The 23628-nt window shown below is 67.6% G+C and carries 14 protein-coding genes; 7 read left to right on the top strand and 7 right to left on the bottom strand.

The window, feature by feature from the left end:
* Window positions 1-58: 58 nt before the first annotated feature.
* Both C458_RS02010 and C458_RS02005 read right to left on the bottom strand, forming a co-directional pair.
* A complete protein-coding gene (locus tag C458_RS02010; protein ID WP_008572789.1) occupies window positions 59-1486 on the bottom strand; it encodes a substrate-binding protein in 1428 nt (475 codons plus the stop codon).
* Window positions 1487-1693: 207 nt separating this feature from the next.
* Complete coding sequence (locus C458_RS02005; RefSeq protein ID WP_008572788.1) at window positions 1694-2905, bottom strand: Tm-1-like ATP-binding domain-containing protein; 1212 nt, start codon at window positions 2903-2905, stop codon at window positions 1694-1696.
* A gap of 459 nt (window positions 2906-3364) precedes the next feature.
* Between C458_RS02005 and C458_RS02000 the strand changes: the two genes are divergently transcribed.
* A complete protein-coding gene (locus C458_RS02000; protein ID WP_008572786.1) occupies window positions 3365-8584 on the top strand; it encodes a PVC-type heme-binding CxxCH protein in 5220 nt (1739 codons plus the stop codon).
* 117 nt (window positions 8585-8701) lie between these two features.
* On the opposite strand, the gene C458_RS01995 is transcribed toward C458_RS02000, so the two are convergent.
* The 3 genes from C458_RS01995 to C458_RS01985 form a co-directional block, all read right to left on the bottom strand.
* Entirely contained in the window at window positions 8702-10102 is a 1401-nt protein-coding gene (locus C458_RS01995) for an alkaline phosphatase family protein (protein ID WP_008572784.1), read from the bottom strand.
* Window positions 10099-11295 (bottom strand): inositol-3-phosphate synthase, encoded by a 1197-nt coding sequence (locus C458_RS01990; protein ID WP_081603296.1) that lies wholly within the window; start codon window positions 11293-11295, stop codon window positions 10099-10101. Before C458_RS01990 ends, C458_RS01995 begins: the two co-directional genes overlap by 4 nt.
* 79 nt (window positions 11296-11374) lie before the next feature.
* Window positions 11375-11584 carry a hypothetical protein gene (locus C458_RS01985; RefSeq protein WP_008572781.1) on the bottom strand — a complete coding sequence of 70 codons (210 nt, stop codon included), beginning with the start codon at window positions 11582-11584 and terminating at the stop codon, window positions 11375-11377.
* Between the two features lie 181 nt (window positions 11585-11765).
* Here C458_RS01985 and C458_RS01980 point away from each other — a divergent pair, with 181 nt between their 5' ends.
* The 6 genes from C458_RS01980 to C458_RS01955 all read left to right on the top strand — a co-directional run bounded on the left by C458_RS01980 (window position 11766) and on the right by C458_RS01955 (window position 19652).
* Complete coding sequence (locus C458_RS01980) at window positions 11766-12545, top strand: TatD family hydrolase (protein WP_008572779.1); 780 nt, start codon at window positions 11766-11768, stop codon at window positions 12543-12545.
* Window positions 12546-12548: 3 nt separating this feature from the next.
* The gene (locus C458_RS01975) at window positions 12549-13424 is read left to right on the top strand and encodes a sugar phosphate isomerase/epimerase (RefSeq protein ID WP_008572777.1); all 876 of its coding nucleotides are present in this window, start codon (window positions 12549-12551) and stop codon (window positions 13422-13424) included.
* A 45-nt stretch (window positions 13425-13469) separates the two neighbouring features.
* Entirely contained in the window at window positions 13470-14432 is a 963-nt protein-coding gene (locus tag C458_RS01970) for a UbiA family prenyltransferase (protein WP_008572776.1), read from the top strand.
* 95 nt (window positions 14433-14527) lie between these two features.
* Window positions 14528-15379 (top strand): sugar phosphate isomerase/epimerase, encoded by an 852-nt coding sequence (locus C458_RS01965; protein ID WP_008572774.1) that lies wholly within the window; start codon window positions 14528-14530, stop codon window positions 15377-15379.
* Between the two features lie 451 nt (window positions 15380-15830).
* On the top strand, window positions 15831-17777 hold the full coding sequence (locus tag C458_RS01960) for a PGF-CTERM sorting domain-containing protein (RefSeq protein WP_239638808.1): 1947 nt from the start codon (window positions 15831-15833) through the stop codon (window positions 17775-17777).
* 219 nt (window positions 17778-17996) lie between these two features.
* Window positions 17997-19652 carry a multicopper oxidase family protein gene (locus tag C458_RS01955; RefSeq protein ID WP_008578718.1) on the top strand — a complete coding sequence of 552 codons (1656 nt, stop codon included), beginning with the start codon at window positions 17997-17999 and terminating at the stop codon, window positions 19650-19652.
* Window positions 19653-19668: 16 nt separating this feature from the next.
* Here the strand turns inward: C458_RS01955 and C458_RS01950 are convergent, their stop codons facing one another.
* Window positions 19669-20274, bottom strand: a complete 606-nt coding sequence (locus C458_RS01950) for a YqaA family protein (protein ID WP_008572765.1) — start codon at window positions 20272-20274, stop codon at window positions 19669-19671.
* Window positions 20275-20481: 207 nt separating this feature from the next.
* The gene (locus C458_RS01945; RefSeq protein ID WP_152418115.1) at window positions 20482-23508 is read right to left on the bottom strand and encodes an FAD-binding and (Fe-S)-binding domain-containing protein; all 3027 of its coding nucleotides are present in this window, start codon (window positions 23506-23508) and stop codon (window positions 20482-20484) included.
* Window positions 23509-23628 lie beyond the last annotated feature (120 nt).

Genomic DNA, 23628 nt, shown 5'->3' with positions numbered 1-23628 from the left:
TCGACTGCCCGAAACGGGAGTTGGTACGTTGTATTCGTATCGAGGCGCGGTCAGGCTGTCACTCGTCTCCGTACTCGTTGTCGTCCATGGCGCAGTTGGACGCCGGGAACTCGCTGCACTCGTAGACGAGCGGGTCGGTCGTCTCGACGATTTCGGTCCGGATGCCGAGCTCCTCGGCGCGGTCGTCGCCGACGCCCTGCACCATGTACCACGGGCGTTCGACCTGGTGGTCGCACGTCCTGAACGCGGAGTCGCCCCACGCGAGGCTCCACTCGAAGTCTTCGAGCGTTCGGACCACGGTCGGCGGGTGGAACGTGCCGGCCTCCTCGACGGCGGCGGCGTACACCATCATCGACTCGTAGGTGTGCAGCGAACTCTGATTCGGCGTCTCGTCGTACTCCGCCTGGTAGGACTCGACGAACGCTTGGCTCGCCTCGTTGTCGGCGTTCGGGTTCCACGGCTCCATGCCGAGGACGCCTTCGGCGTCCGCGCCGAGCGGGTCGAGGGTGAACGCGCTGACGTGCGGGATGATGACGTCGATGTCGTCGGTCAGGCCGGCGTCTCGCAGTTGCGCGAGGCCGCTGGCGGCGAAGTTACCGAAGCTGGAGAAGTACAGCGTGTCGGCTCCCGAGTCTTCGAGCGCCTGAATCTGCGAGCTGTGGTCGGTCTCGCCCTCCGCGATGGCGGCACCGCCGACGTCCTCCCACGGCCCCTGTTCGGTGAGGTACTTCCGGGCGGCGTCGCGGTTCGACTGCCCGTAGGAGTAGTCCATGTAGATGTGGAACAGCGAGCGGTCCTCGCCGAGGACCGAGGGCGCGGCCTCGCCCATCGCCATCCCGATAATCTCCGCGTGGAACGTCGGGTGGAAGTAGTACCGCGAGCAGTTCTCGCCGGAGATGCCGGCGGACGTGGAGTTGCCGCCCATGAACGGGACCTTCTCCCGCTGGGCGACGTTCTGCATCGCCATCGTCACCGTACTGGACATCCCGCCCGTCCAGAACTGGATGTTGTCCCGCTGAATCATCCGCTCGATGTTGTCCTGTGCCGTGTCGGCGCTGCCGGCGGTGTCGGCCTTCGTCGGCTCGACCTGATAGCCCATGATGCCGTCGCCGCTCAGTCGGTCCCAGTAGTCGACGAGGCCGCCCCCCTCGTTGAGGTGCTTGACCGCGAGGTCGAAGCCCTTCTCCTGGTCTTGGCCGTCGGGGCCCAACGCGCCGGAGGTCGGCCCGTTGAAGCCGATGCTCACGGAGTTCCCCTCGGGCGGGAAGTTCCCGATTGCCTCGTAGTCTTCGCCGCCGGAGGAGTCGTCACCCCCGCCGCCCCCGGCGTTGTTCTCGCCGTCAGAATCTCCGCCGCCGTCACCGCCGCCGCCGTTACCGCCGCCCCCGCCGGAACAGCCCGCGAGACCGGCGGTGAGTCCGGCCGTCCCGATTGCTTTCAGATAGCGTCGCCTGGATTCGTCAGTTAGCGCTGGTTGATCAGTCATGTTTCTTCGGAACGCTGGTAGTGACATGGTGGCATGGTATAGTTAAACTTTGTGATTATACAGGTAGAAAACAGGTCGAACGACCGACTGCGAGCGGGAAATTCCGCCGGTCGGTGTTTCGAGCGTCGCTGCTCGCGGGGCGACACGCGGCCGTCTCGGTGGAGCTATTGGGTCGTCGAAAGCGGCCTCACGTCGATGTCGGTCGTCTCACGCCGCCGCCCGCATCCGGCGGTCGATAGCTTCCGCGAGGGTGAGCGCGAACTCGTCGTCGTTGATGTTCGCCGGCGATTCGATGACTTCGACGTCGTCGTCGAGGTGTTCGCGGAGCGCGTCGAACAGCGCGTCGTCGGCCTCGGGGTCGTAGAACGCCTCGCCCTCCGCGTCGAGCATCGAGACGCCGCCGAGCGGGAGCGCGAGCGTGGTCGGCCCGGTCGCGGCGTTGAGTTTCTCCGCGATGATGCGGCCGAGTTCGGCGTTCTCCTCGGGCGTCGTCCGCATCAGTGTCACCTGCGGGTTGTGGACGTGGAACTGCCGACCGTCGAACTCGTCTGAGATGGAGTCTTTCGGCCCGAAGTTGACCATGTCGAGCGCGCCGGTCGAGACGACCTGCGGGATGCCGCGCTCGGCCGCGGCGTCGAGTCGGTCGGGCCCCGCCGCGAGGACGCCGCCGACCAGTTCGTCGGCCCACTCGGTCGTCGTAACGTCGAGCACGCCGTCGATGACGCCCTCCTCGATGAGCGACTCCATCGCCCGGCCGCCGGTCCCGGTCGCGTGGAAGACGATGGTCTCGTAGCCGCGCGCCTCGAGCCAGTCGCGCGCCGTCTGGACGCACGGCGTGGTGACGCCGAACATCGTGATGCCGATGGTGGGCTTCTCCTCGGTCTCCACGTCCGGTTCGTTCGACACCATGCCGACCATCGCGAGCGCCGCGTTGGAGATGACGGTCCGCGAGAGCTGATTGAGGCCCTCGATGTCCGCGACGGAGTACATCATGGCGATGTCGTGGTAGCCGATGTACGGCTCCGTGTCGCCCGACGCCATCGTCGATAGCATCAGTTTGGGGACGCCCATCGGCAGCGCGCGCATCGCGGCCGTCGCGACCGACGTGTTCCCCCCGCCGCCCAGCCCGAGGACGCCGTCGAGTCGGCCCTCGCTGTGGAGTCGGGACACGACGACGGCGGCACCGTCGCCCATGGTTTCGATGGCCTTGCCGCGGTCGCCGGCCTCCCGAAGCGTTTCGAGGGTGCTCCCGCCCGCCTCGGCGACGGCCGCGGCGTCGGTGTCCGGTTCGATTTCCGGCTCGCCCAGCACGCCGACGTCGACGAGATGGACTTCGACCCCCTGTTCTTCGAGTACGTCGCGGGCGAACCCGATTTCCTCGCCTTTGGTGTCGAGCGTGCCGACGATGACGACGCTCATCGGCCACCCGCTTCGGGCCGCTCGCGCCGCTCGCGCCGGGTCGGTCCGCCTCCGTGGTTCGAACCCTCGACGCTCCTTGGCGTCGCCGCCGGTACGACAGACTGTGTGTGTGCGCGGTTCATACGTGCAACCGAAGCAACACCACAGACAATAATTAACATTGGGGTTAGGCCAACGTTCACCGGCGACTGAGGCGGTGAACCGGGCGGTCACTCCTTGCCGCCGGACAGTACATTCAAGTAATGTTAGTTCATGAAATTCGGTAGCCCACCACAATGAGCCTGCGGACGTAACGGCGATACACCCGTCACACCTCGTCGAGCGGTTCGGGCGAGCGCGCGGGGGGAGAGCCGTCTGTCCGCTCGGCCCGTTGGCGGGGGACGCGGCCGGGGTGCGCTCCCCGAGAGCAGCGCAACCCTGAATCGAGCGGTAACCGACGACAGCGACCGACGCAACACTATGACACACGACGACACGACACGGGAATCGAACCCGGACGACGACGGCGACCGACTGAACATCAACAGACGCGACTTCATGAAGGTAAGCGGCGCGGGGGCGGCGAACTTCCTCGGGGCCAGCGGCGTCGCGCAGGCGCAACAGCTCACCGCCGACGACACGATTCGCCTCGTGGCGACGGAGGGCGACGTTCTCGCGGCGTACACGAACGAGGAGTCCGTCATCGAGGGGTCGGGTCTCGCGGACGCGATATCCGACTGGCGCGAGGGCGACCTGACGACCAACTCCCTGTTGACGGGCATCAACAGCTGGCGAAACGGGACGGAAATCGAGACCGCGGCGGACTCGTTTTCGTGGGTCGCGACCGCGCCCGACGAGATGGCGGACTCGGCCAATCCGACGCTCGTCATGCACGAGGGCGAGGAGTACGAAATCGAGCTCTCGAACGCCATGGACGAGGACATCACGTTCATGCTCGCGGACCCGACCGGCGAGGTGATGGAGTCGTTCTCCACGATGGAGGGCTCCGGCGACTCGGAGACGGTCAGCTTCACCGCCGAGTCGTCGATGGCGATGTACTACGCCGAGGAACACCCCGAGCAGATGCGGGGAAGCGTCGAGATAACGCCCCCGCCGGCCGAGGACACCATCAGCGTCCTCATGATGGGCGGTCCGCAGGGCGGCAGCCACAACGCGCCCGCACGGCAGGTCCAGCTCACCGAGTACATGCTGGACCGCGGTATCGAGGTCCAGTACACCGACCGACTCGCAGACCTCGAACCCGACGTGCTCCACCGCTACGACGCGTGGGTTATGATAGACAACCGCGGCGCGAACTACGGTCAATCGCTGACCGCGGAACAGGAGCAGTCCATCGTCGAGTTCGTCGAGAACGGCGGCGGCTTCATCCCGATACACAGCGCCTCGGCGTGTTTCACCGGCTCGGACGCCTACATGAACCTCGTCGGCGGCCAGTTCGCCGCCCACAACTTCGGCGAGATGACGACGAGTTTCGCGCAGCCGAGCCATCCGATTCTGTCGACCCTCGACCCCATCACGGTCGAAGACGAGACGTATCGCCACACGAACCTCAACGACGACATCGACGTACTCGCCTACGCGCAGTTCCCCGAGGGCGACAGCATCCCCGAGTACGACGAGGGACGCGACCGAGGCGAGCCGTGGTCGTGGACCCGCACGCAGGGCGACGGCCGCGTCTTCTACACCGCGTGGGGTCACGGCAGAGCGCCGTGGGCGACCGACGGCTTCAAGGCGCTCATCGAGAACGCGATTCGCTGGGTCACGAAGAACGAAGACACCATCGCCGACGACACCACGGTCCTCAACGACTTGGAGTTCATCGACGCCGACATCCCGTACTATCCGCCGCCCGAGGGGAGTCTCCTGACGCCGGAGGTCCCCGAGGAGGTCGGAAGCGGGACGAGCTGGGACAGGATGCAGCGGGCGCTGAATCCCAGCGAGACGGTCCGACGGACGATTACGCCGGAGGGGTTCGACCTCGAGCCGTTCGTCACCGAGGCCGACCTGCCGGACGACGCGCGGGGGAACATCCTCGACGCGAAGTTCGACGCGCGGGGTCGCGTCTGGCTGTCTGTCACCCGCGACTACCCCAACGAACTGGGACAGAACCGCGACAAAATCGTCGTCTGCGAGGACACCGACGGCGACGGCGAGGCCGACGAGTTCACCATCTTTGCGGACGGTCTCTCGGTGCCGGCCAGCATGGTTGTCGTCGACGACGGCGTCATCGTTGCGGACCTCGACGACCCCGGCGAGAGCGGGAAGATGGTCCACCTCGCTGACACGGACGGCGACGGAGCGGCCGACGAGCGGACGGTCCTGTTCTCCGGGTTCGGCAACGGCGACACCCACGCCGGCCCCAACGAACTGGCCCACGGCATCGACAACTGGATTTGGGGACAGGTCGGTTACTCCGGCTTCAGCGGCACCGTCGCCGGCGAGGAGCGAAACTTCAGCTCCTCGGTCTTCCGATTCAAGCTGGAAGACGGCTCAGTCACGGACTTCGAAATCGTCGGCACGCTCCCGGGGAACCAGGCCGGCCTCGGCTTCACCGAGGAGGGCCTCGCCTTCGGTTCGGCGGCGACCTCCGGGCGACCGAGCAACTACTTCGCCATCCCGCATCAGTACTACGACCTCATCGAGGGGACCGGGCCGAACGACTTCGGCGCGGCGTCCGACACGAACCGATTCCTTCCGGTCACGGACCGCGTCCGGCAGGTCGACCTCCACGGTGGCTACACTGCGGCGACCGGCCACACCATCTACACGGCGCGCGAGTATCCCCAGAAGTACTGGAACAACACCGGCTTCGTCGGCGGCGGAACGGGTAACCTGCTCGGGACGTTCTTCCTCTCGCAGGACGGCGCGGGCTACACCAACCATTACGCCCACAACATCGCGGCCGCGACAGATGCGTGGTTCGCGCCGTCGTACTCCTCCGTCGGCCCGGACGGCATGCTCTGGTTCATCGACTGGTACAACTACATCTACCAGCACAACCCGACACCCGACGGCTTCGAGAACGGCCCCGGGAACGCGTACATGTCCGAGGTGCGCGACCACGCGACCGCCCGACTCTTCCGCGTCGTCTACGGCGACGACGACGGCTACGAACCGACCGACCTCTCGGACGCGAGCGTCTCGGAACTCGTCGACGCGCTGTCGAACACGAACATGTTCTGGCGGCGGACGGCCCAGCGGCTGTTGGTCGGACGGAACGAGACCGGCGCGCTCTCGGCGCTCGTCGACCTCGTCACGACGGAGACGCTCGACGAAACCGGCCTCGACCCGGCGGCGATTCACGCGCTGTGGACGATGCACGGCCTCGGCGCGCTCGACGCCGACACCGGAAACGCGACCGCGATTCAGGCCGCGCTCGGCGCGCTGACCCACTCCTCGGCGGGCGTCAGGCTCACCGCGCTCCGCGTCCTCCCGTCGACGGCGGAGACGCGGGGGGCGATTCTCGACAACGGCCTCCTCGACGACGAAGACGGGCGAGTCGCCATGTGGGCGCTCGTCGCGCTCGCGCAGACGCCGGCCGACGACGCGTCCGGCGAGGCGGTCTACGAGATGATTAGCGACGAGTCGAACTACCGGGACACGGTTCTCGTCGACGCGGCGTCGCTCGCCGGCGCGACCCACGCCGACGGCTTCATTCCGGCGTACGAGGCAAACGAGGACACGAGCGACGGCGGCGACGGCGGCGACGACCTGCCGAACCTCCTCGAAAACCCCTCGTTCGAGACGCCCGCCGGCGGCGACACCGGCGACACCGGCGACGCCGATGCGATGCCCGTCGGCTGGTCGAACACGGGCTACTCCGGGTCGCCCGAGTTCTCGTACGCCGAGACGGGCTACGAGGGCGACCGGAGCGTCCAGGTGTCGTCCTCCGAGGGCGCGGACGCCTCGTGGAACACGACCGTCGCGGTCGACCCGAACACCGAGTACACCCTCTCCGCGTACGTCAGGACCGACGGCCTCGAACTCGTCGACGGGACCGCAATCGGTGAGGGACCGCTCGGCGCGACCATCAACGTCGAGCAGATAGCGAACACGGACTCGGGCACGCAGTGGGACACCATCCCGTCCGGACTGACCGGCACCAACGACTGGACGGAACTGAGCACCACCATCGACAGCGGCGACCTCGAAGAGCTCCAGATTAACTGCCTGTTCGGCGGCTACGGCGAGGCGACGGGGACGGCGTGGTTCGACAGCGTCTCGTTGACCGACCCGGACGGCACCGACGTGCTCTCGAACGGTTCCTTCGAAGAGAGCACCGGCAGCAGCGAGCCGGCGATGCCCGCCGACTGGTCGACGAACACGTTCACCGGAACCGCCGAGTACACCTACGCGGACGCGGGTCAAGACGGCAGTCAGAGCGTCCAAGTCACGTCTTCGGAGGGCGCGGACGCGGTCTGGCTCGCCGACGGCATCTCGGTCCAGCCCGAGACGGAATACACCCTCAGCGGCTGGATAAAGACCGAGAACGTGCAGGCGAGCGACTCGGCCCGCGGCGCGCTGTTCAACGTCCACAGCACGGACTTCGAGACGGAGCCGCTGACCGGGACGAACGACTGGACGGAGGTGAGTACCACCTTCACTACGGGCGCGGACACCACGACGGTCCAGATTAACTGCCTGTTCGGCGGCTACGGCACGGCCACCGGGACGGCGTGGTTCGACAACGTCTCGCTGACCGACCCCGACGGGAACAACCTCCTGCCGAACGCGTCGTTCGAGGAGGGAACCGGGACCGACTCCCCGTCGGACCCCGAGACCCCGGCGAACTGGGAGGGGACTACCTACGGCGGCACGGCCGAGTTCACCTACACCTCGGACGTGTCGCGGACGGGCGAGTACAGCGTCCGCGTCGACTCCACGGAGGGTGCGGATGCGTCGTGGACCCAGTACCGCGACGACCTCGAACCGAACTCCGAGTACCGATTCCGCGCATGGGTCAGGACCTCGGACGACTTCAGCAACTCCGAGGACGGAACCGGGGAAATCGGAAGCTCCTACGGCGTCACTATCAACGTCCACTCACTCGGACAGGGCTCTGTCACCGACTACTACACGGAGCCCGTCGAGGGCTGGCAACTGCTCGAAACGACGTTCTCGACCGGGGCGTCGCCCGGCGAGTTCCAGCTTAACCTGCTGTTCGGCGGCTGGGGCGACGCCACCGGTACCGTCTGGTTCGACGACACCGAACTGACGCGCATCGGCGGCTCCGGCAACGGGCTGGAGCTCGTCTACGACCGCGTCACTGCGCACGTCGAGGCGACGAGCGGCGGCGGCGACGATGGCGGCAACGACGACGACGGGAGCGATGTCATCCCGTCGGGCTCGACCATCGAACTCGAAGCCGAGAGCAACGAGGGCTGGACCGGCGTCGCGCCGTCCGGCATCGCGGACGCGACGAACCCGACGCTCACCCTCGAAGCCGGCGGCGAGTACACGTTCACGTGGACGAACCGCAACGGCGCGCCTCACAACATCGAAATCGTCAACGGCGACGACTCCGTCGTCAACGACATCTCCACGTCGTACCTCTCGACGCAGGGCGAGTCACAGAGCGTCACGTTCACCGTCACCGACGCGATGGCGGAGTACGTCTGTCGCGCCCACCAGCTACGGATGCGCGGCACCATCGAAATCGCGAGTTCGGGCGGGAACTGAGCGGCCGAGACGCGTTCCGACCGCGGTCCGCGGCGTCTTTTCTTTCGTGTCGAACTCGAACCGACCGACGCGGAAAATCAGTGCGCCAAGCGCGCCGCGGCGATGGCGGTGGCGAAGCTACGCTCGCGGCCCGGCGAACAGCGACGGCCGCTCGAACGTGAGCGACACGTCGCCCGCGATGCCGAGGAGGTCCGCGACCGTCGGCGCGAACCGCCGCGCATCGACGATTCGGTCGGACGGGCCGTCGGGTGCCGCCGGCCCGCCGAAGCCGTAGAAGCCGCGCGTGTCTGGGTCGATGCGGCCGTGCGACCCCGACACCGCCGTCGGGTCGAGCGTCACGAGTCCCTCGTCGCCGAGGAACAGTTCGCACGGGTCGAAGCCGGGCTTGGCGTGGATGTCCATCTCCGTCGCGTACGACGGCGCGTCGGCGTCGTCGGTCCACCAGTAGTACTGGAACCACGCGTCCGCGTCCGCGACGACGACGAGGTCGCCGGCGTTCGGGTGGTCCGCGTCGCCCCGGGCCTCCCCTTCGAGCACCGCGTCGACGCCGGGGAGCGATTCGAGCACCTCTCGGGCGGCCGCCGGGCGGTCGGTGTAGACGTGCGCGATTTGGTGGTCGACCATGGCGAACGCCGACGACCCGGCGATATCGACCGCCTCGCCGCCTTCGCCGTCGTCGCGCACGGCGAGCAGGCCCGCCTCGCGGAGCGCCCGGTTCGGAAACACCGGGGTATCGACCGCGTTGAAGCCGTACTCGTTGACGACGCCGACCGCCGTCTCGGCCCAGCGGGGGGCCGATTCGAGCCAGTCGAGGAACTCGCCGACGAGGTCGTCGACGACGCCCACGGCCTCCCGAAGCTCCGGGGAGTCGGGGCCGTGTCGCTGGGTGTCGTAGTCGAGGTGCGGCACGTACACCCACAGCAGGTCCGGGTCGAACCGCACGATTGACTCCCGCGCGGCCGCGAGAATCCACTCGCTGCTCCGCTCGTCTGCGACCGGTCCCCAGTAGTTGTGTAGCGGGAAGTGGCCGTACTCCTCGCGGAGGTCGTCGTAGAAGCCGTCGGGGGCCGTCCAGCAGTCCATCTCGATGAGATTGTTGTCCTCGTCCTCGATAGGCGACGGCGTGACGGCCACGTCGGCGCTCGTCCCGATGAGGTGCTGGAAGAACAGCGCGCCCGTCGTGAGCCCCGCCTCGTCGCTCGCGGCCTCCCACAGCCGGGTTCGGCCTCCTCGGTCGCGCTCCCAGAACTCGGCGGCCTGTCGCTCGCGGTCGAACTCGCCGCTGGACACGTCGCCGTGGGCCGCGGGCGACTGTCCGGTCGAGAGCGTCGTCTGCGCGGGCACCGTGACGCTCGGAAACGAGGGTTCGAGCGGGCCGGACGGCTTGCCGGCCAGCAAGCCGGCGACGTTCGGTGCCAGCCCTTGGTCGAGATGCTCCTGTTGGAGGCCGACGATATCGAGGACGACGACGCGTCCGGCACCGGGCGCGGTCGCGTCCGCGGACCCGCGGGCCGTCACGCTCCCTCCGCGTGGCGCTCCGCGTAGTCGTAGAGGAGGCGGAACTGCTCGGAGAGTTCGTGGCGGTCGACGCCCTCGGGGGACTTGAAGAAGGACGCGAGGTGGGGCATCGTCCCGCCCTCGCCGCGCTCGTCGGCGAAGGCGGCCAGCCGAACCAAGTCGAGAACGAGCGGGGCGGCGAGCGCCGAGTCGGCCCCCTCCCAGGTGAACTGCATCTTCATCTCCGTCCCGAGGAAGCCCTCGAAGTGGACGTGGTCCCACGCGGTCTTCCAGTCGCCGAGCGACGGCGTGTAGTCGATGCGGACCGCGTTGTGGGTCTCGTAGCCGAGGATGTCGTCCAGCAGGCTCCCCTTGCTCTCTATCTTCCCCGCCTTGTTCGCGTCGTCTTCGAGGACGAGCCCGTCGCTGTTGCCGAGGATGTTGTGGCCCTCCCACGAGAGGACGTGCAGGTTCCGCCCCGCGAACATCGGTCCGAGCGCGGACTTCATCAGCGTCTCGCCGGTCTTCCCGTCGCGGCCCATATGGGGCACCTCGTTTCGCTCCGCGAGTTCGCGGAGGCCGCCGAGCGAGGAGCCGGTGCTGGGGGTGAAGTTTACGTACGGGTGGCCGTCGAGGAGCGCCGCGTACGCGTACAGGGCGCTCGCGGGGAGGTTCGGGTCGTCGCGCTCGACCGCCGTCTCGAACGCCGCCAGCGTCTCGTAGTCGCCGGGCGTCGGAATCGGCGGCTCGGTCGACGCGGCGTTCACGACGACCAACCGGTCGACGCCCTGCGAGTCCGCGAAGGCGGCGTAGTCGGTCCGTATCTCCTCGACGATGTCGGCGACCGACACGTCCTCTCCCGTCGTCTCCGAGGACATCCCTTCGACCGCCTCGCCGCACCGCCGGGCGGTCCCGAGTTCGACGCGCTCGTCGATTTCGCGGAGGTCCTCGCGGACCGCGTCGAGGGTGTCGGGCGCGACGACGCCGCCGTGGCCCGCCATCTCTTCGGCGGTCTCCTCGATTCGCTGGGACCGGATGTCGTGGCCCCCGAACACGAGGTCGTCGACGGCGGGCAGGTCCAGCGCGGCCACCGGCTCGCGGGCCGTCACCATCCCGGTCGTGTCCGCGACTCCGCGAGCGATTGCGCGCGCGCCGGTCATCGAGACGCTCGCGACGTTACCTCTGGCTCCGATAATCCACACTCCGACTGTCATCGACTCACGATTGCGGTGGGCGATACATAACCTTGTCCGTCAATCATGTTGTTTCCGCGCCGATGCCGGGGGCGACCGCTCACCAGTCGAGGGAGGTGTCGGCGTCCCGTCTGTCGAGTTGGTTGCCGTGCTTGCTGAAATCGAGAGACCGGTCGAGGACCGTCTCCTCGGGGTGTCGCCACGTCTCGTCGCAGTCGGTGCAGCGCCACTCCTCGTAGGGGCGGCCGTCCTCGGGGGTGACGCGGGTCGATTCTATCGGCTCGCCGCAGAACGGACAGTGTTCCGGCATCGACTACGGCGTCGGTGCGGACGAGTAAATAGCTGTCTCCGCCGTCGCTCGCGGCCGCGTCGGCCGGGCGTTGCGCGGCCGTGGCGCCCCCACCCCCCGGCCGTCACCGAATCCACCGAAACAATGATTAACTACCATCAGAGAGGTAGGTCACATGTCGATACCAATTATCGACCCGCACATGCACATGGTGTCTCGCTCGACGAGCGACTACGAGCGCGCCCGGCTCGCGGGCGTGGAATGCTGCGTCGAACCGGCGTTCTGGAGCGGGACGGACAAGCAACACGCGGCGTCGTTCTTCGACTACTTCGAGCAGATAATCGAGTTCGAGACCGACCGGGCGGAGCGGGCGGCGGGCATCGACCACTACGTCACCGTCGGCCTCGAACCGAAGGAGGCGAACTACCCCGAGATGGCCGAGGCCGTGATGGACGGCCTCCCCGAGTACCTCGACCGCGAGCACGTCGTCGGACTCGGTGAAATCGGGCTCGACCAGGGGACCGAGGCCGAGGAGTACGCGTTCAGACGCCAACTTAGGATGGCGGAGGAGCGCGAACTGCCGGTCATCATCCACACCCCGCACACCCAGAAGCCCGAGGGGACCGAGCGACTCGTCGAGATGATTCGAGACGAGGACGTGACCGAGGAGCGAATCGTCATCGACCACAACACCGAGAACACGGTCGATATCTCGCTGCAAACCGACTGCTGGCTCGGCTTCACTCTCTACCCCGGAAAGATAGACGCCGAGACGACCATCGACATCCTCGAGGAGTACGGCACCGACAAAATGCTGCTCAACAGCGCCGCCGACTGGGACCCCTCGGACCCGCTCGCGGTCCCGAAGGCCCGAGACAAGATGCTCGACCGGGGCTGGGACCGAGACGAGGTCCGGAAGGTCGTCTACGACAACCCCCGGGAGTTCTTCGGCCAGTCACCGAACTTCCACTACGAGGTGTGACCGATGGAGTTCGGCTTCTCGATGAACGCGTTCCGCCAGCGAACTCTCACTGAGGGGGTCGAGGCAATCGCCGCCGCCGGCTACGACGGCGTCGAAATCCTGCTCGACGACCCGCATCTGCTCCCGGGAACGGCCGACGGCGACGACCTCGAACGCGCTCGGACGCTCCTCGACGACTGCGGCATCGAAGTCAGCAACTGCAACGCGTTCATGCTCAGCGCCATCGAGCCCTCCGCGGCGAGTCGGGCGGCGACGTTCAACCGCGACACCGAGGCGTTTCACCACCCTTCGTTCGTCGAACTCGCGGCCGAGGACCGACAGGCGCGGGTCGAGCACACGAAACACGCGCTCGCCACCGCGGCCGCGCTCGGCGCGGACAGCATCTCGGTCCCGCCGGGCGGCCCCGTCCCGGAGCGCATGACGCGGGCGGACGCGTTCGACGCCTTCGTCCGAGGGCTCCGCGAGGTCGCTGACACCGCGGAGAAACTCGGCGTCGACGTGCTGGTCGAACCCGAACCGCACCTGCTCATCGAGACCTCCGAGGACTTCCTCGACCTCGTCGACCGGGTCGACTCGCCCCGAATCGGCTGTAACTTCGACGCGGGACACTTCTACTCGGTCGGCGAGGACCCGGTCGAACTGGTGGAGACGCTCGAACCCCACACGCCGCACTACCACCTCGAAGACATCCCCGCGGACCGCACCCACGAACACACCCAACTCGGTGAGGGGGCGATGGACATCGACGGCTTCCTCGACGCGGTCGAGGCGACCGGCTACGACGGTCACGTCACGGTCGAACTGTACCCCTATCAGGAGACCGCGGCGGAGACGGCCCGAACCGCGATGGAGTACCTCGAAGCGCATGACTGGGCCTGACCGCCCGAGTCGGACACGAATCACCGTCCGGGCGACTGACCGACGATGAACCGAACGAACGCTTCACCCGCGACCGGCGGTCTTCGACGCTCGCTTTCGAGCCTCGCCAGACTCGTCCGCGTCCCGAACCTGTTCACCGCGCCGCCCGACGTCATCCTCGGGGCGGTGCTGGTCAGCGGCGGCCGCCCAGCGGTTCCGCGCTCGTCGCTCGCGGGCGTCGCGCTCGCTTCGGTACTGCTGTACGCGGCGGGCACGACGCTCAACGACTACGCCGACGCCGACGAGGACGCCCGGCTCCGCCCGGAGCGCCCGATTCCGTCGGGAGACGTGTCGCGCACGCGAGCGCGGAACCTCGGCGTCGCGCTGCTCGGTGCCGGCGTCGTCGTCGCCGCGGCCGCCGGGGGGCCGACCGCCGGCGTCGTCGCCGTCGTCCTCGGACTCCTCGTCGCGCTCTACGACGGCGCGCTCAAGGGCACGCCGCTGGGCTTCGCCGCCATGGGTGGCTGTCGGGGGGCGAACGTCGCTCTCGGCATGGCGGTCGTCGCTGGGTCGCCCTCCGCTCCGACGCCCCTGACGCTCCCGGCGTGGGTGTTCTTCGTGCCGGTCGTCGTCGCGCTCTACATCGCCGGCGTCACGTACATGGCCGAGCGCGAGACCGGCGCGGGCGACTCGCGGGCGGTGCTGGTCGGAATGGCCGGTGTCGGACTTGCCGTCGGGTCGGTGGTCGCGGCCGGCGCGGCGGTCGGCGTCGGCCCGAGCGATACCGCGACGGTCGTCGTGGCCGGTGGCTCGCTCTGCTGGTTCGCGGCGTGGACCGGCCGCGACCTCCTGACCGCCTACGCCGACCCTCGACCGAGCACTATCGGCCCCGCCGTCGGTACGTGCGTCCTCGGTCTCGTCGTCCTCAACGGGGCGTTTTCCGGACTGCTGACCCCCGTGTGGGGCGTCGTCGCGGCGGCGTTCGTCGTCCCGGCGGTCGGCCTCTCGTCGGCGTTCGACGTGTCGTGAACCGGCGGGCCCCCTCGGCGGCTCGGTTCACGTTTTTCGGCCCGAATGAGTGACAGTACCAAAACAATTATTCATGTGTGACTGTACCACGACGTATGGTACAGTTAGCCTTCTCCACGAACGCGTACACGCGTTTCGACCTGCCGGAGGCAATCAGACGAATCGCAGACCACGGCTACGACGGGGTCGAAATACTGGCGGACGTGCCGCACGCGTTCCTCGCGGACTTCGACGAGCGCGACCGCGAGCGCGTCTTGACCGCGCTGGACGAGACCGGTCTCTCCGTGTCGAACGTCAACGCGAACACGACCCGCGGCTACTACGACGACGCGCCGCCCTCGGCGTTCTTCGACCCGACGCTCATCTCGGGCGACGAGGAGGACCGCCGGTGGCGCATCGACTACACGAAGGCCGCGCTCGACTTCGCGGCGCTGGTCGGCGCGCCCGCGGCGTGCGTCGCGAGCGGGTCGGCGCTCCCCGGAACGACGCCGGACGAGGCCTACGACCACCTGCTCGACTCGCTCGACGAACTCACGGCGTACGCCGAGGACGCCGGGGTCGACCTCGGCATCGAGTTCGAACCGGAACTACTCGTCGAGGACACCGAGGAGGTGCTCACCCTCATCGACGACGTGGGGAGCGACGCGCTCGGCGTCAACTTCGACGTCGGCCACGCGGCCGTCTGCGGCGAGGACCCGGCCGAGAGCATCCGCCAGTGCGCCGGCCGCATCACGGGCGTCCACCTCGAAGACATCGCGGGCGGCCGCGGCGGGAAACACTACCACCTCGTCCCCGGCGAAGGTGACATCGACTTCGAACCCGTCTTCGGCGCGCTCGACGACATCGGGTACGACGGCTTCGCCACGTTCGAACTGTACACCTACCCCGACGACCCCGACGACGCGGCCCGGCGCGCGCGAGACGAACTGGCCGACTACGTCCGCTGAAACGCCGAAAACGGGCGCGGATTCGCGGCGCGACTCACCGAATATCGCCCCGAATGGGGCTCGGACTCTGACGAGCGGCGTCCCGCGAGTGGCGTCGCGGCCCGCCGAGCGCGGGACTGAGTCAGATAATCGTTAACTATTTGCATGGCGATTTCGATTCACACGCTGATTGCATGCGTTCCAGCGAGAGCCAGCTATCGGCGTTCAGAGGTAGCGCGCGCCCGAGACGCCCGTCTCCAGACCGACGAGTCGAACAGACACCGCCGGCGGCCGCGACCCGTCACACGACCGCGACCCGCCGGGGCGAATTGAAGCTCCCGACGGCCGCTTCGCACGTCGCTCGCGGAACGAGTGACCCGTCGGGACCGAACCCCGCTCGTTCACCATGAGACCGGACAGTTCACGCTCGAGGCTGTCGTCGGAGGTGTGCCGTGCGCTCCCCGTCGTCGTGATGGCGGCCCTTCTGGTGGTCGGGTCGCTCGGGCTGGGGGCGGCTATCGCGCCGGCCGCCGCGGACGCCCACGGCGGGACGCTCACTCGGACGGTCGACGAGTCGTCGCTCGCGCCCGGCGAGTCGACGACGGTCACGGTGACGATAAACGCCTCCGAGCGGGGGAACTTCACGGTAGTCGAAGAGCTGAGTCCGGGCTTCGCGTCGGTCGAAATCGTCGACGCCGACGGCGCGGATTTCTCCGGCGTGCGCGACGGCAACGACGAGCTGTTCGCGACCTACGGCGCCCGCGAGAACGTCACCCTCGTCTACGAGGTGACCGCGGCCGATAACGCGACCGCGACGACCTACGACCTCACCGGCTACGGCGACTTCGGGCTCGACGATATCCGCGCCTCGACGACCGGCGACGAGGAGATTAGCGTCTCGTCCGACGCCGGCGCGAGCGTGGTCCGGTCGGTCGACGAGGCGACGCTCGCACCGGGCGAATCGGCGACCGTCTGGGTCGACGTCGAACGGGACGCGGCGGCGAACTTCACGCTCGTCGAGGAGCTCACCCCGGCGTTCGGTTCGGTCGAAATCGTCGACGCCGACGGCGCGGACTTCTCCGGCGTCCGCGACGCTAACGACGAACTGTTCGCCACCTACGGCGACCGGAAGGCCGTCACGCTCGTCTACGAGGTGACCGCGGCCGATAACGCGACGACTAGCACGGTCTACGAGTTCGACGGCTTCACAGACGTCAACGGCACTGAATCGCTGACCGGCGGCACCGACGAAATCAGCGTGCAGCCGTCGGACGGCGACGATGCCGGTGCGGTTCGGTCGGTCGACGAGGCGACGCTCGCGCCGGGCGAGACGACGACCGTCCGCGTCGAAGTCAACCGCGACCGGGCGGCGAACTTCACGCTGGTCGAGGCGTTCACCCCCGCGTTCGACTCGGTGGCAATCGTCGACGCCGACGGCGCGGACTTCTCCGGCGTCCGCGACGCCAACGACGAACTGTTCGCCACTTACGGCGACCGCGAGACGGTCTCGCTCGTCTACGAGGTGACAGCGGCCGACGACGCGGACGCCGGAACGGCCTATCAGTTCGACGGCTTCGCCGACGTCAACGGCTCCGAGGCGACGACCGGCGGAACGGACGAGCTCGACGTCCAAAGCGAGTCCGACGACGACGACAACTGGGACCTCACCCGGTCGGTCGACGACGAGACGCTCGACCCCGGCGAATCGGCCGTCGTCTCGGTCGAAATCACCGGCGACGAGGCGACGAACTTCACCGTCGTCGAGGCGTTCAACCCCGGCTTCGCGTCGGTCGAAATCGTCGACGACGACGGCGCGGATTTCTCCGGCGTCCGCGACGCCAACGACGAACTGTTCGCCACTTACGGCGACCGCGAGAACGTCACGCTCCGGTATCGCGTGACCGCCGGCGAGGACGTGGACGAAGACGCCTCGTACCAGCTCAACGGGTTCACCCAGTTCGACGCCGACGGCAAGGAGATGAGCGTCGACGGCGTCGAGACGCTCGCGGTCGGTTCCGACGACGCCGGCGGCGGCGGTGGTGGCGGCGGCGGTGACGATGACGATGACGATAGGGATGACGACGATAACGACGGGAGTGATGATGACGATACGGACGACGAGAACTCCGATACGCCCGAGTCCACGGACTCCCCGGACGACGGCGACGATGACGACACTGGTGACGACAGCGACGACTCGGGCGACGGCGATGACGACTCGAACGACGGCGACGACTCGGGCGACGGCGATGACGACGCAGGCGACGGCGACTCGGGAGGGACGCCGGAGACGACGACCGACGATAACACGCCCGCGACGACCACGACCGACACGCCCGTCCCCGGGTTCGGCGTCTCGGTCGCGCTCGCCGCGCTGGTAATCGGCTCGGTCCTCCTCGCGCGCCGGCGAGCGACCTAGCGACGCGAGACGGCCCGCCCGTCTCGCCCTCGAATCGCCGCGGTCAGCCACGCTCTCGACGCCCGTTCTCGGGCCTGATTCGGACATTCAGAAGATTTAATATAATAACTCCCAAGTCGTAGTTCAGGGTCCATCATGACAGACTGGTCTAGGCGGCGGTTCTTACAGACAGGCGCAGCCCTCGGCATCGCCGGAACGCTCCCGCAGACGACGACGGAGGTGTCGGCGGCGTCACCGACGTTGGAGAAGTTCGTCCAACCGCTTCCGATTCCGTCGGTTCGAGAGCCCGACGGACAGCGAGACGGCGCGGACGCGTACGAGATAGCGGTCACCGAGTTCACCCAACAGCTTCACCCGGACCTGCCGGAGACGACGGTCTGGGGGTTCGACGGGTCGTATCCCGGCCCGACTATCGAGGCGGACGCCGGGAGCCCGGTCCACGTTCGCTTCGACAACAGCGGCCTCCCGAGCGAACACCTCTTTCCCGTCGACGACCGACTCGGCGGCACGACCGCGGAGAACCACCCCGGTTACGACGGTCCCGTGCCGGAGGTTCGGACCGTCACGCACTTCCACGGCCTCGAACTCGACCCGGCGAACGACGGGCAGTCCGATATGTGGACCTCGCCGGGCGGGGTCGAGGGACCGCGGTTCGACTCGGCGTGGCAGGAGCTCCCGATGGAACAGGGGCGAACGACGTCGACGTACCACGACCACACGCTGGGCATCACGCGACTCAACGCCTACGCCGGGCTCCTCGGTCTCTACTCGATTACGACCGACGCGGAGCGCGAACTCGGCCTGCCGTCGGGCGACTACGACATCCCGCTGTTGCTGCAAGACAAGGAGTTCAACGACGACGGCTCGCTGCACTACCCCGAGGAGTTCGTCTCGGCGTTCCTCGGCGATACCGCCGTCGTCAACGGGGCCGTGTGGCCGTACGTCGAGGTCGAACCGCGGCGGTACCGGTTCCGCATCCTGAACGGCGCGAATCACCGCTCGTTCGACCTGCAACTGGAGAGCGAAAGCGGGTCGGGCGTCCCGACGATGTACCAGTTCGCCCCCGGCCACGGCTTCCTCGAATCGGTCGTCCCCATCGGCCCGAACGGCGACCTCGACTCCCTGCTACTCACGCCGTTCGAGCGCGGCGAACTCGTCGTCGACTTCTCCGACCACGCGGGCGAGACGCTCACGCTCGCCAACGGGGCCGACATGGGCCCCGAACTGACCGACCTCGTCGAGTTCCGCGTCTCGGACCCGTCGGCGCCGCCGGAGGACGCGAGCGCCGACCCGACGAGTCTGTCGCTTCCGACGCCGGCGTCGGACGACGAGAGCGACGCGCGGGTGACCCGCGAGATGACGCTCGGGACCGAGGTTCGAAACGGCCTCATCACGCACACGCTGAACGGCCACGTCTTCGGCGACGAGGACGCGCCGGTCTACCCGCAACTCGGGTCGACCGAGATATGGGAACTGCAGAACGAGTCGGGCGGGCGACACCCGATTCACCTGCATCTGGTCACTTTCAGAGTCGTCGGCCGCGGCCCCGACGGGACGCAACCGCCGGACCCCAACGAACTGGGGCCGAAAGACACCGTCCGCGTCGACCCCGGCGAACGCGTGCGGATTCTCATGACGTTCGAGGGCTACACCGGACAGTTCCCGTGGCACTGCCACATGCTCGAACACGAGGACAACAAGATGATGATTCCGTTCGTCGTCGAGAACCCCATCGCGGACTACGCGAACGAGGAGAACGTCGTCGACGCGACGGGGCTGACCGACGCGGTCGGTGACTGGCGCAACGAAACCCTCGAAACCGAGGTGCTGCTCGAAGTCATCGACCAGTGGCGAAGCGGCGACGAAGTCGCCTGACCGCGGTTCCGCCGACTTACTGCACCGGTTCGGCCGAGCGGTCCGAGAACCACCGATTGCGGACGACGTACGCGACGAGGACGACCGCGGTGGCGACGCCGATAATCGAGTACACGTCGACCTCGGTGAGCGACCGGGCGGCTTCACCGAGGTAGACCGCCAGTATCGCTTCGAGAGTGTACCGCCCGCCGCGGCCGAGCACCGACGCCGCGAGATACGTTCGGAGGTCGAGGTCGAACACGCCCGACCCGATGGAGAGCAGTTCGTACCCCTCCGGAATCGGCGCGAACGCGCCGAACGCGACCGTCACGAACCCGGAGCGTTCGAAGTATCGCTCGACCTTGTGAATCCGCTCGCCGGCGAACCGCGAGTCCAGCGCGCGCCGGCCGCCTTTCTTGCCCGTGAGGAAGCCGACCAGCCCCGCCGACACCGACCCGACGGTCGCAACGACTGCGTACGGAAGCGCGAACTCGGGGTTCGTCGCCGACAGCGGGACCAGCACCAAGTCCGGCGGGACAGGGAGCAAGAAGAATTCGAGGAACGCCACGAGCAGCAGCCCCGGCGCGCCGAGCGAGGCGAAAAACGCGGTCGATAGTTCGACGGTTTTCAGTACGTCTAGCATCGTCGTCTCTACGCAGCCGCTGCTGTCAGTAATAAGTATCGCCGGCCGTGAACGTCGGCCCCGTGGGTGGAAACCGGCGGCACGAAACGTCGCCGCGGGTGCAAGGCGGCGGGTTCGGTGCTGGTTCGTGAATCGCGTCAGGCTGGCTGGTCTGCGGGAGAGCGCGTCAGGCTGTCGGCCGTCGGCTGTCGGCTGTCGGTGACGTGGTCAGTCGAGGGCTTCGGCCAGCTTCTCGATGGGGTGCGGGGGGCGTGACTCGCCGGGTCTGTCACCGAGTTGGGAGCGACACGACGCGCCGGGGGCGGTGACGACGTCGCCGGGGCTGTCGTCGACCTGTCCGAACAGGATTTTACCGATGCCCTTTGAGAGTTCGTAGTGCTCTTCCTCGTAGCCGAACGACCCGGCCATCCCGCAGCAACTGGAGTCGAGCGGGTCGACGGCGTAGCCGGAGCGTCGCAGGACGCCCACGGCGTGGTGGTCCTTGTTCGTCGCCTTCTGGTTGCAGTGGCCGTGGTACGTCAGCGTCTCGGCGGGGGCGTCGAAGTCGAGGTGGTCGTCGGCGCGGACGGCGTCGAGGTACTCCATGACGCCGTAGGCCGACCCCGAGACGAGTTCGACACCCGTCCCGTCGAGGAGGTCGAGATACTCGTCTTGGAACATCACCGCGTCGGAGGGCTCGACGAAGACGACCGACCAGCCGTCGTCGACGTAGGGGCGGAGTCGGCCGACGTTGTGTCGCGCTCGGTCGCGGGCCGTGTCGAGCATCCCCATCGAGAACGCGGCGCGACCGCTCGGTTCGAGGTCGCTCGGAATCCGGACGTGGACGTTCGCGGCTTCGAGCACCTCGACGGCGGCCTTGCCGGGTTCGGGGTAGTTGTAGTTGGTGTAGGTGTCGGGGAACAGAAGCACCTTCCCGCGGGCCTCGGCGGGCGACACGGACGACCCGCCGCGGGCCTCGAACCACTCCTCCAGCGACTCGCTGCTGAAGCTCGGCAGGTCGCGCTCGCTGGCGATGCCGAGGACCTTCTCCAGCAGGAGGCGGCTCCCCGGTAGCTCCGCGGCGACGTTGGACAGCGGGGCGAGCTTGCTCCCGAGTTTCGACAGCGTGTCCACGTTGGCGAACACCCGCGAGCGGAGGCTGGTGCCCTCCTTTTGGTGGTACTGGTGTTTCACCTCGGATTTCAGCTTTGCCATGTCGACGCCGGTCGGACAGTCGCTCTGACAGCCCTTACAGCCGACACAGAGGTCCAGCACCTCGGTCTGGAAGCGCTCGGAGTACAGTTCGTCCTCGGGGAGTTCGCCCGAGATGGCGGCCCGGAGCATGTTCGCGCGCCCGCGAGTGGTCTGGACTTCCTCCTTCGAGGCGCGGTAGGTCGGGCACATGGTGTTCGAGTCGGTCTGCCGGCAGGTGCCACAGCCGTTACAGAGTTCGACGAGGTGCGAGAAGCCGCCCTCGTCGTCGAAGTCGAGGTCAGTCTGCGGCTCGACGGACTGGTAGTCTGGACCGTAGCGGAGGTTCTCGCGCATGTCCGCGCCGACGCCCCGGTCGCTGTCCGGGCCGGGGTCCGAGGGTCCGTCGCGGTAGACGACGTTGCCGGGGTTGAACAGCCAGTCGGGGTCGAACGCCGTCTTCAGCTCCTTGAACGCGCCCCAGAGTTCGGGGCCGTACATCTTCGGATTGAACTCGGTCCGGGCCATCCCGTCGCCGTGCTCGCCCGAAAAGGCCCCGTGGTGTTCGACGACGAGGTCGGTCACGTCGTCGGTGATGGAGTGCATCTTCTCGATGCCCTCGTTCTCCTTGAGGTTCAGAATCGGGCGGATGTGGAGCGTCCCTGACCCGGCGTGGGCGAAGTACGCGGCCGACGTGTCGTGGCTCTCAAGGACGTCCTCGAACTTCTGGACGTACTCCGCGAGTTCTTCGGGCGGGACGGTCGCGTCCTCGATGAACGGGTACGGTTTGGGGTCGCCCTCGAGGCTCATCAACAGCGGAATCGCCGCCTTGCGGAGCTTCCACAGTCGGCCTTGGCTCTCTTCGGAGTAGGCTTCGAGCACGTCGAACGCAGCGCCCGAGTCGACGAAGTGGGCGTTCGTGTCCGCGACCGCGGCCTCGAAGTCGTCGACGAGTTCGTCGTCCCACTCCAGCATCAGCGCCGCCTTCGCGCCCTCGGGGATGGGTTCTGCGTACTCGGCGTAGCCCTCCGACTCGCGGGCGAGGCGGAACACCTCGTCGTCCATGAGTTCGACGGCGCTGACGGGGAATTCGAGCGCCTCCGGGACGGCCTCCATCGCGTCCACGAGGTCGTCGAAGCAGTACAGCGCGAGCGCCGTCTCGTCCGGCTTGGTGACGAGCGAGACGGTCGCCTCGACGATGACGCCGAGGGTGCCCTCCGCGCCGACGAACAGCTTCGAGAGGTTGATGACCTCCTCGCCGTCGTCGTTCTCGTAGATGACTTTCTGGAGGTTATACCCCGACACCGAGCGCTTGAGGCTCGGATACTTGTTCTCTATTTCCGACTCGTGGTTCTCGACGAGTTTCCGAACCGTCCGGTAGATGTTCGCCTCCAGGTCGTCTTGGGCGAGAATCGAGTCGTACTCGTCGCTGTCGAGGACGACCTCCCGGGTGTGTATCTGCGACCCGTCGGCCAGAATCACTTCCAACTCCTCGGTGTAGGCGTCGGTGATGCCGTAGCGGACCGAGTGCGCGCCCGTGGAGTTGTTGCCGATGCCGCCGCCGACGGTCGAGCGATTCGAGGAGGCGGGGTCGGGCGCGAACTTGAGGCCGTGGTCCGCGAGCGCGGCGTCGAGGTGGTCCTGAACGCACCCCGGCTGGACGGTCGCACGCCTCGCCTGCGGGTCGATATCGACGATATCGTCCATGTACTTCGTGAAATCGATGACGACGCAGCCCCGTCCGACGGTCTGGCCGCCCAGCGAGGAACCCGTTCCGCGTGGCAGAACGGGGACGCCGTGACTCGTCGCGGTTTCGACGGCGGCGCGAACGTCGTCGGCGTCTCTCGGCAGGACGACCCCCGCGGGTCGCGCCTGATAGATGCTGCCGTCGGTCGCGTACAGCACCTGCGCGTACTCGTCGAACTTCACGTCGCCGTCGACGCGGTCCCGTAACTCCGTCGCCAGTGCGGTGTACGCCGTCACGTCCGGACGGTCCACGTCGAGCGTCGTCGCCGATGTCTCTCCTCCCCGTGGGGAGTCGAGCACGTCTTCAACTGCCATCATCAATGATACACATACGCACGGATTAAATCCTCTGGTGTTGCGACACGTTCTCACCCTCGAACCGCCCGTCGCGGCCGACGTGGGGATTTATAGTCGCGTCCTCGGTACGTACCCCCATTC

Origin of the sequence: Haloferax sp. ATCC BAA-644, from assembly GCF_000336975.1 — an archaeon.
Taxonomy (GTDB): Archaea; Halobacteriota; Halobacteria; order Halobacteriales; family Haloferacaceae; genus Haloferax; species Haloferax volcanii.
The sequence above is the reverse complement of the archived record's forward strand: the minus strand, read 5'-3'. Positions and strand labels throughout refer to the sequence as shown.

Coding starts and splice junctions, on each gene's coding strand:
- C458_RS01975 (WP_008572777.1), top strand. CDS start 12,549: ATGGAGTTCGGCTTCTCGATGAACGCGTTCCGCCAGCGAACTCTCACT.
- C458_RS01965 (WP_008572774.1), top strand. CDS start 14,528: ATGGTACAGTTAGCCTTCTCCACGAACGCGTACACGCGTTTCGACCTG.
- C458_RS02000 (WP_008572786.1), top strand. CDS start 3,365: ATGACACACGACGACACGACACGGGAATCGAACCCGGACGACGACGGC.
- C458_RS01980 (WP_008572779.1), top strand. CDS start 11,766: ATGCACATGGTGTCTCGCTCGACGAGCGACTACGAGCGCGCCCGGCTC.
- C458_RS02005 (WP_008572788.1), bottom strand. CDS start 2,905: ATGAGCGTCGTCATCGTCGGCACGCTCGACACCAAAGGCGAGGAAATC.
- C458_RS01950 (WP_008572765.1), bottom strand. CDS start 20,274: ATGCTAGACGTACTGAAAACCGTCGAACTATCGACCGCGTTTTTCGCC.
- C458_RS01970 (WP_008572776.1), top strand. CDS start 13,470: ATGAACCGAACGAACGCTTCACCCGCGACCGGCGGTCTTCGACGCTCG.
- C458_RS01990 (WP_081603296.1), bottom strand. CDS start 11,295: ATGACAGTCGGAGTGTGGATTATCGGAGCCAGAGGTAACGTCGCGAGC.
- C458_RS02010 (WP_008572789.1), bottom strand. CDS start 1,486: ATGACTGATCAACCAGCGCTAACTGACGAATCCAGGCGACGCTATCTG.
- C458_RS01985 (WP_008572781.1), bottom strand. CDS start 11,584: ATGCCGGAACACTGTCCGTTCTGCGGCGAGCCGATAGAATCGACCCGC.
- C458_RS01960 (WP_239638808.1), top strand. CDS start 15,831: ATGGCGGCCCTTCTGGTGGTCGGGTCGCTCGGGCTGGGGGCGGCTATC.
- C458_RS01945 (WP_152418115.1), bottom strand. CDS start 23,508: ATGATGGCAGTTGAAGACGTGCTCGACTCCCCACGGGGAGGAGAGACA.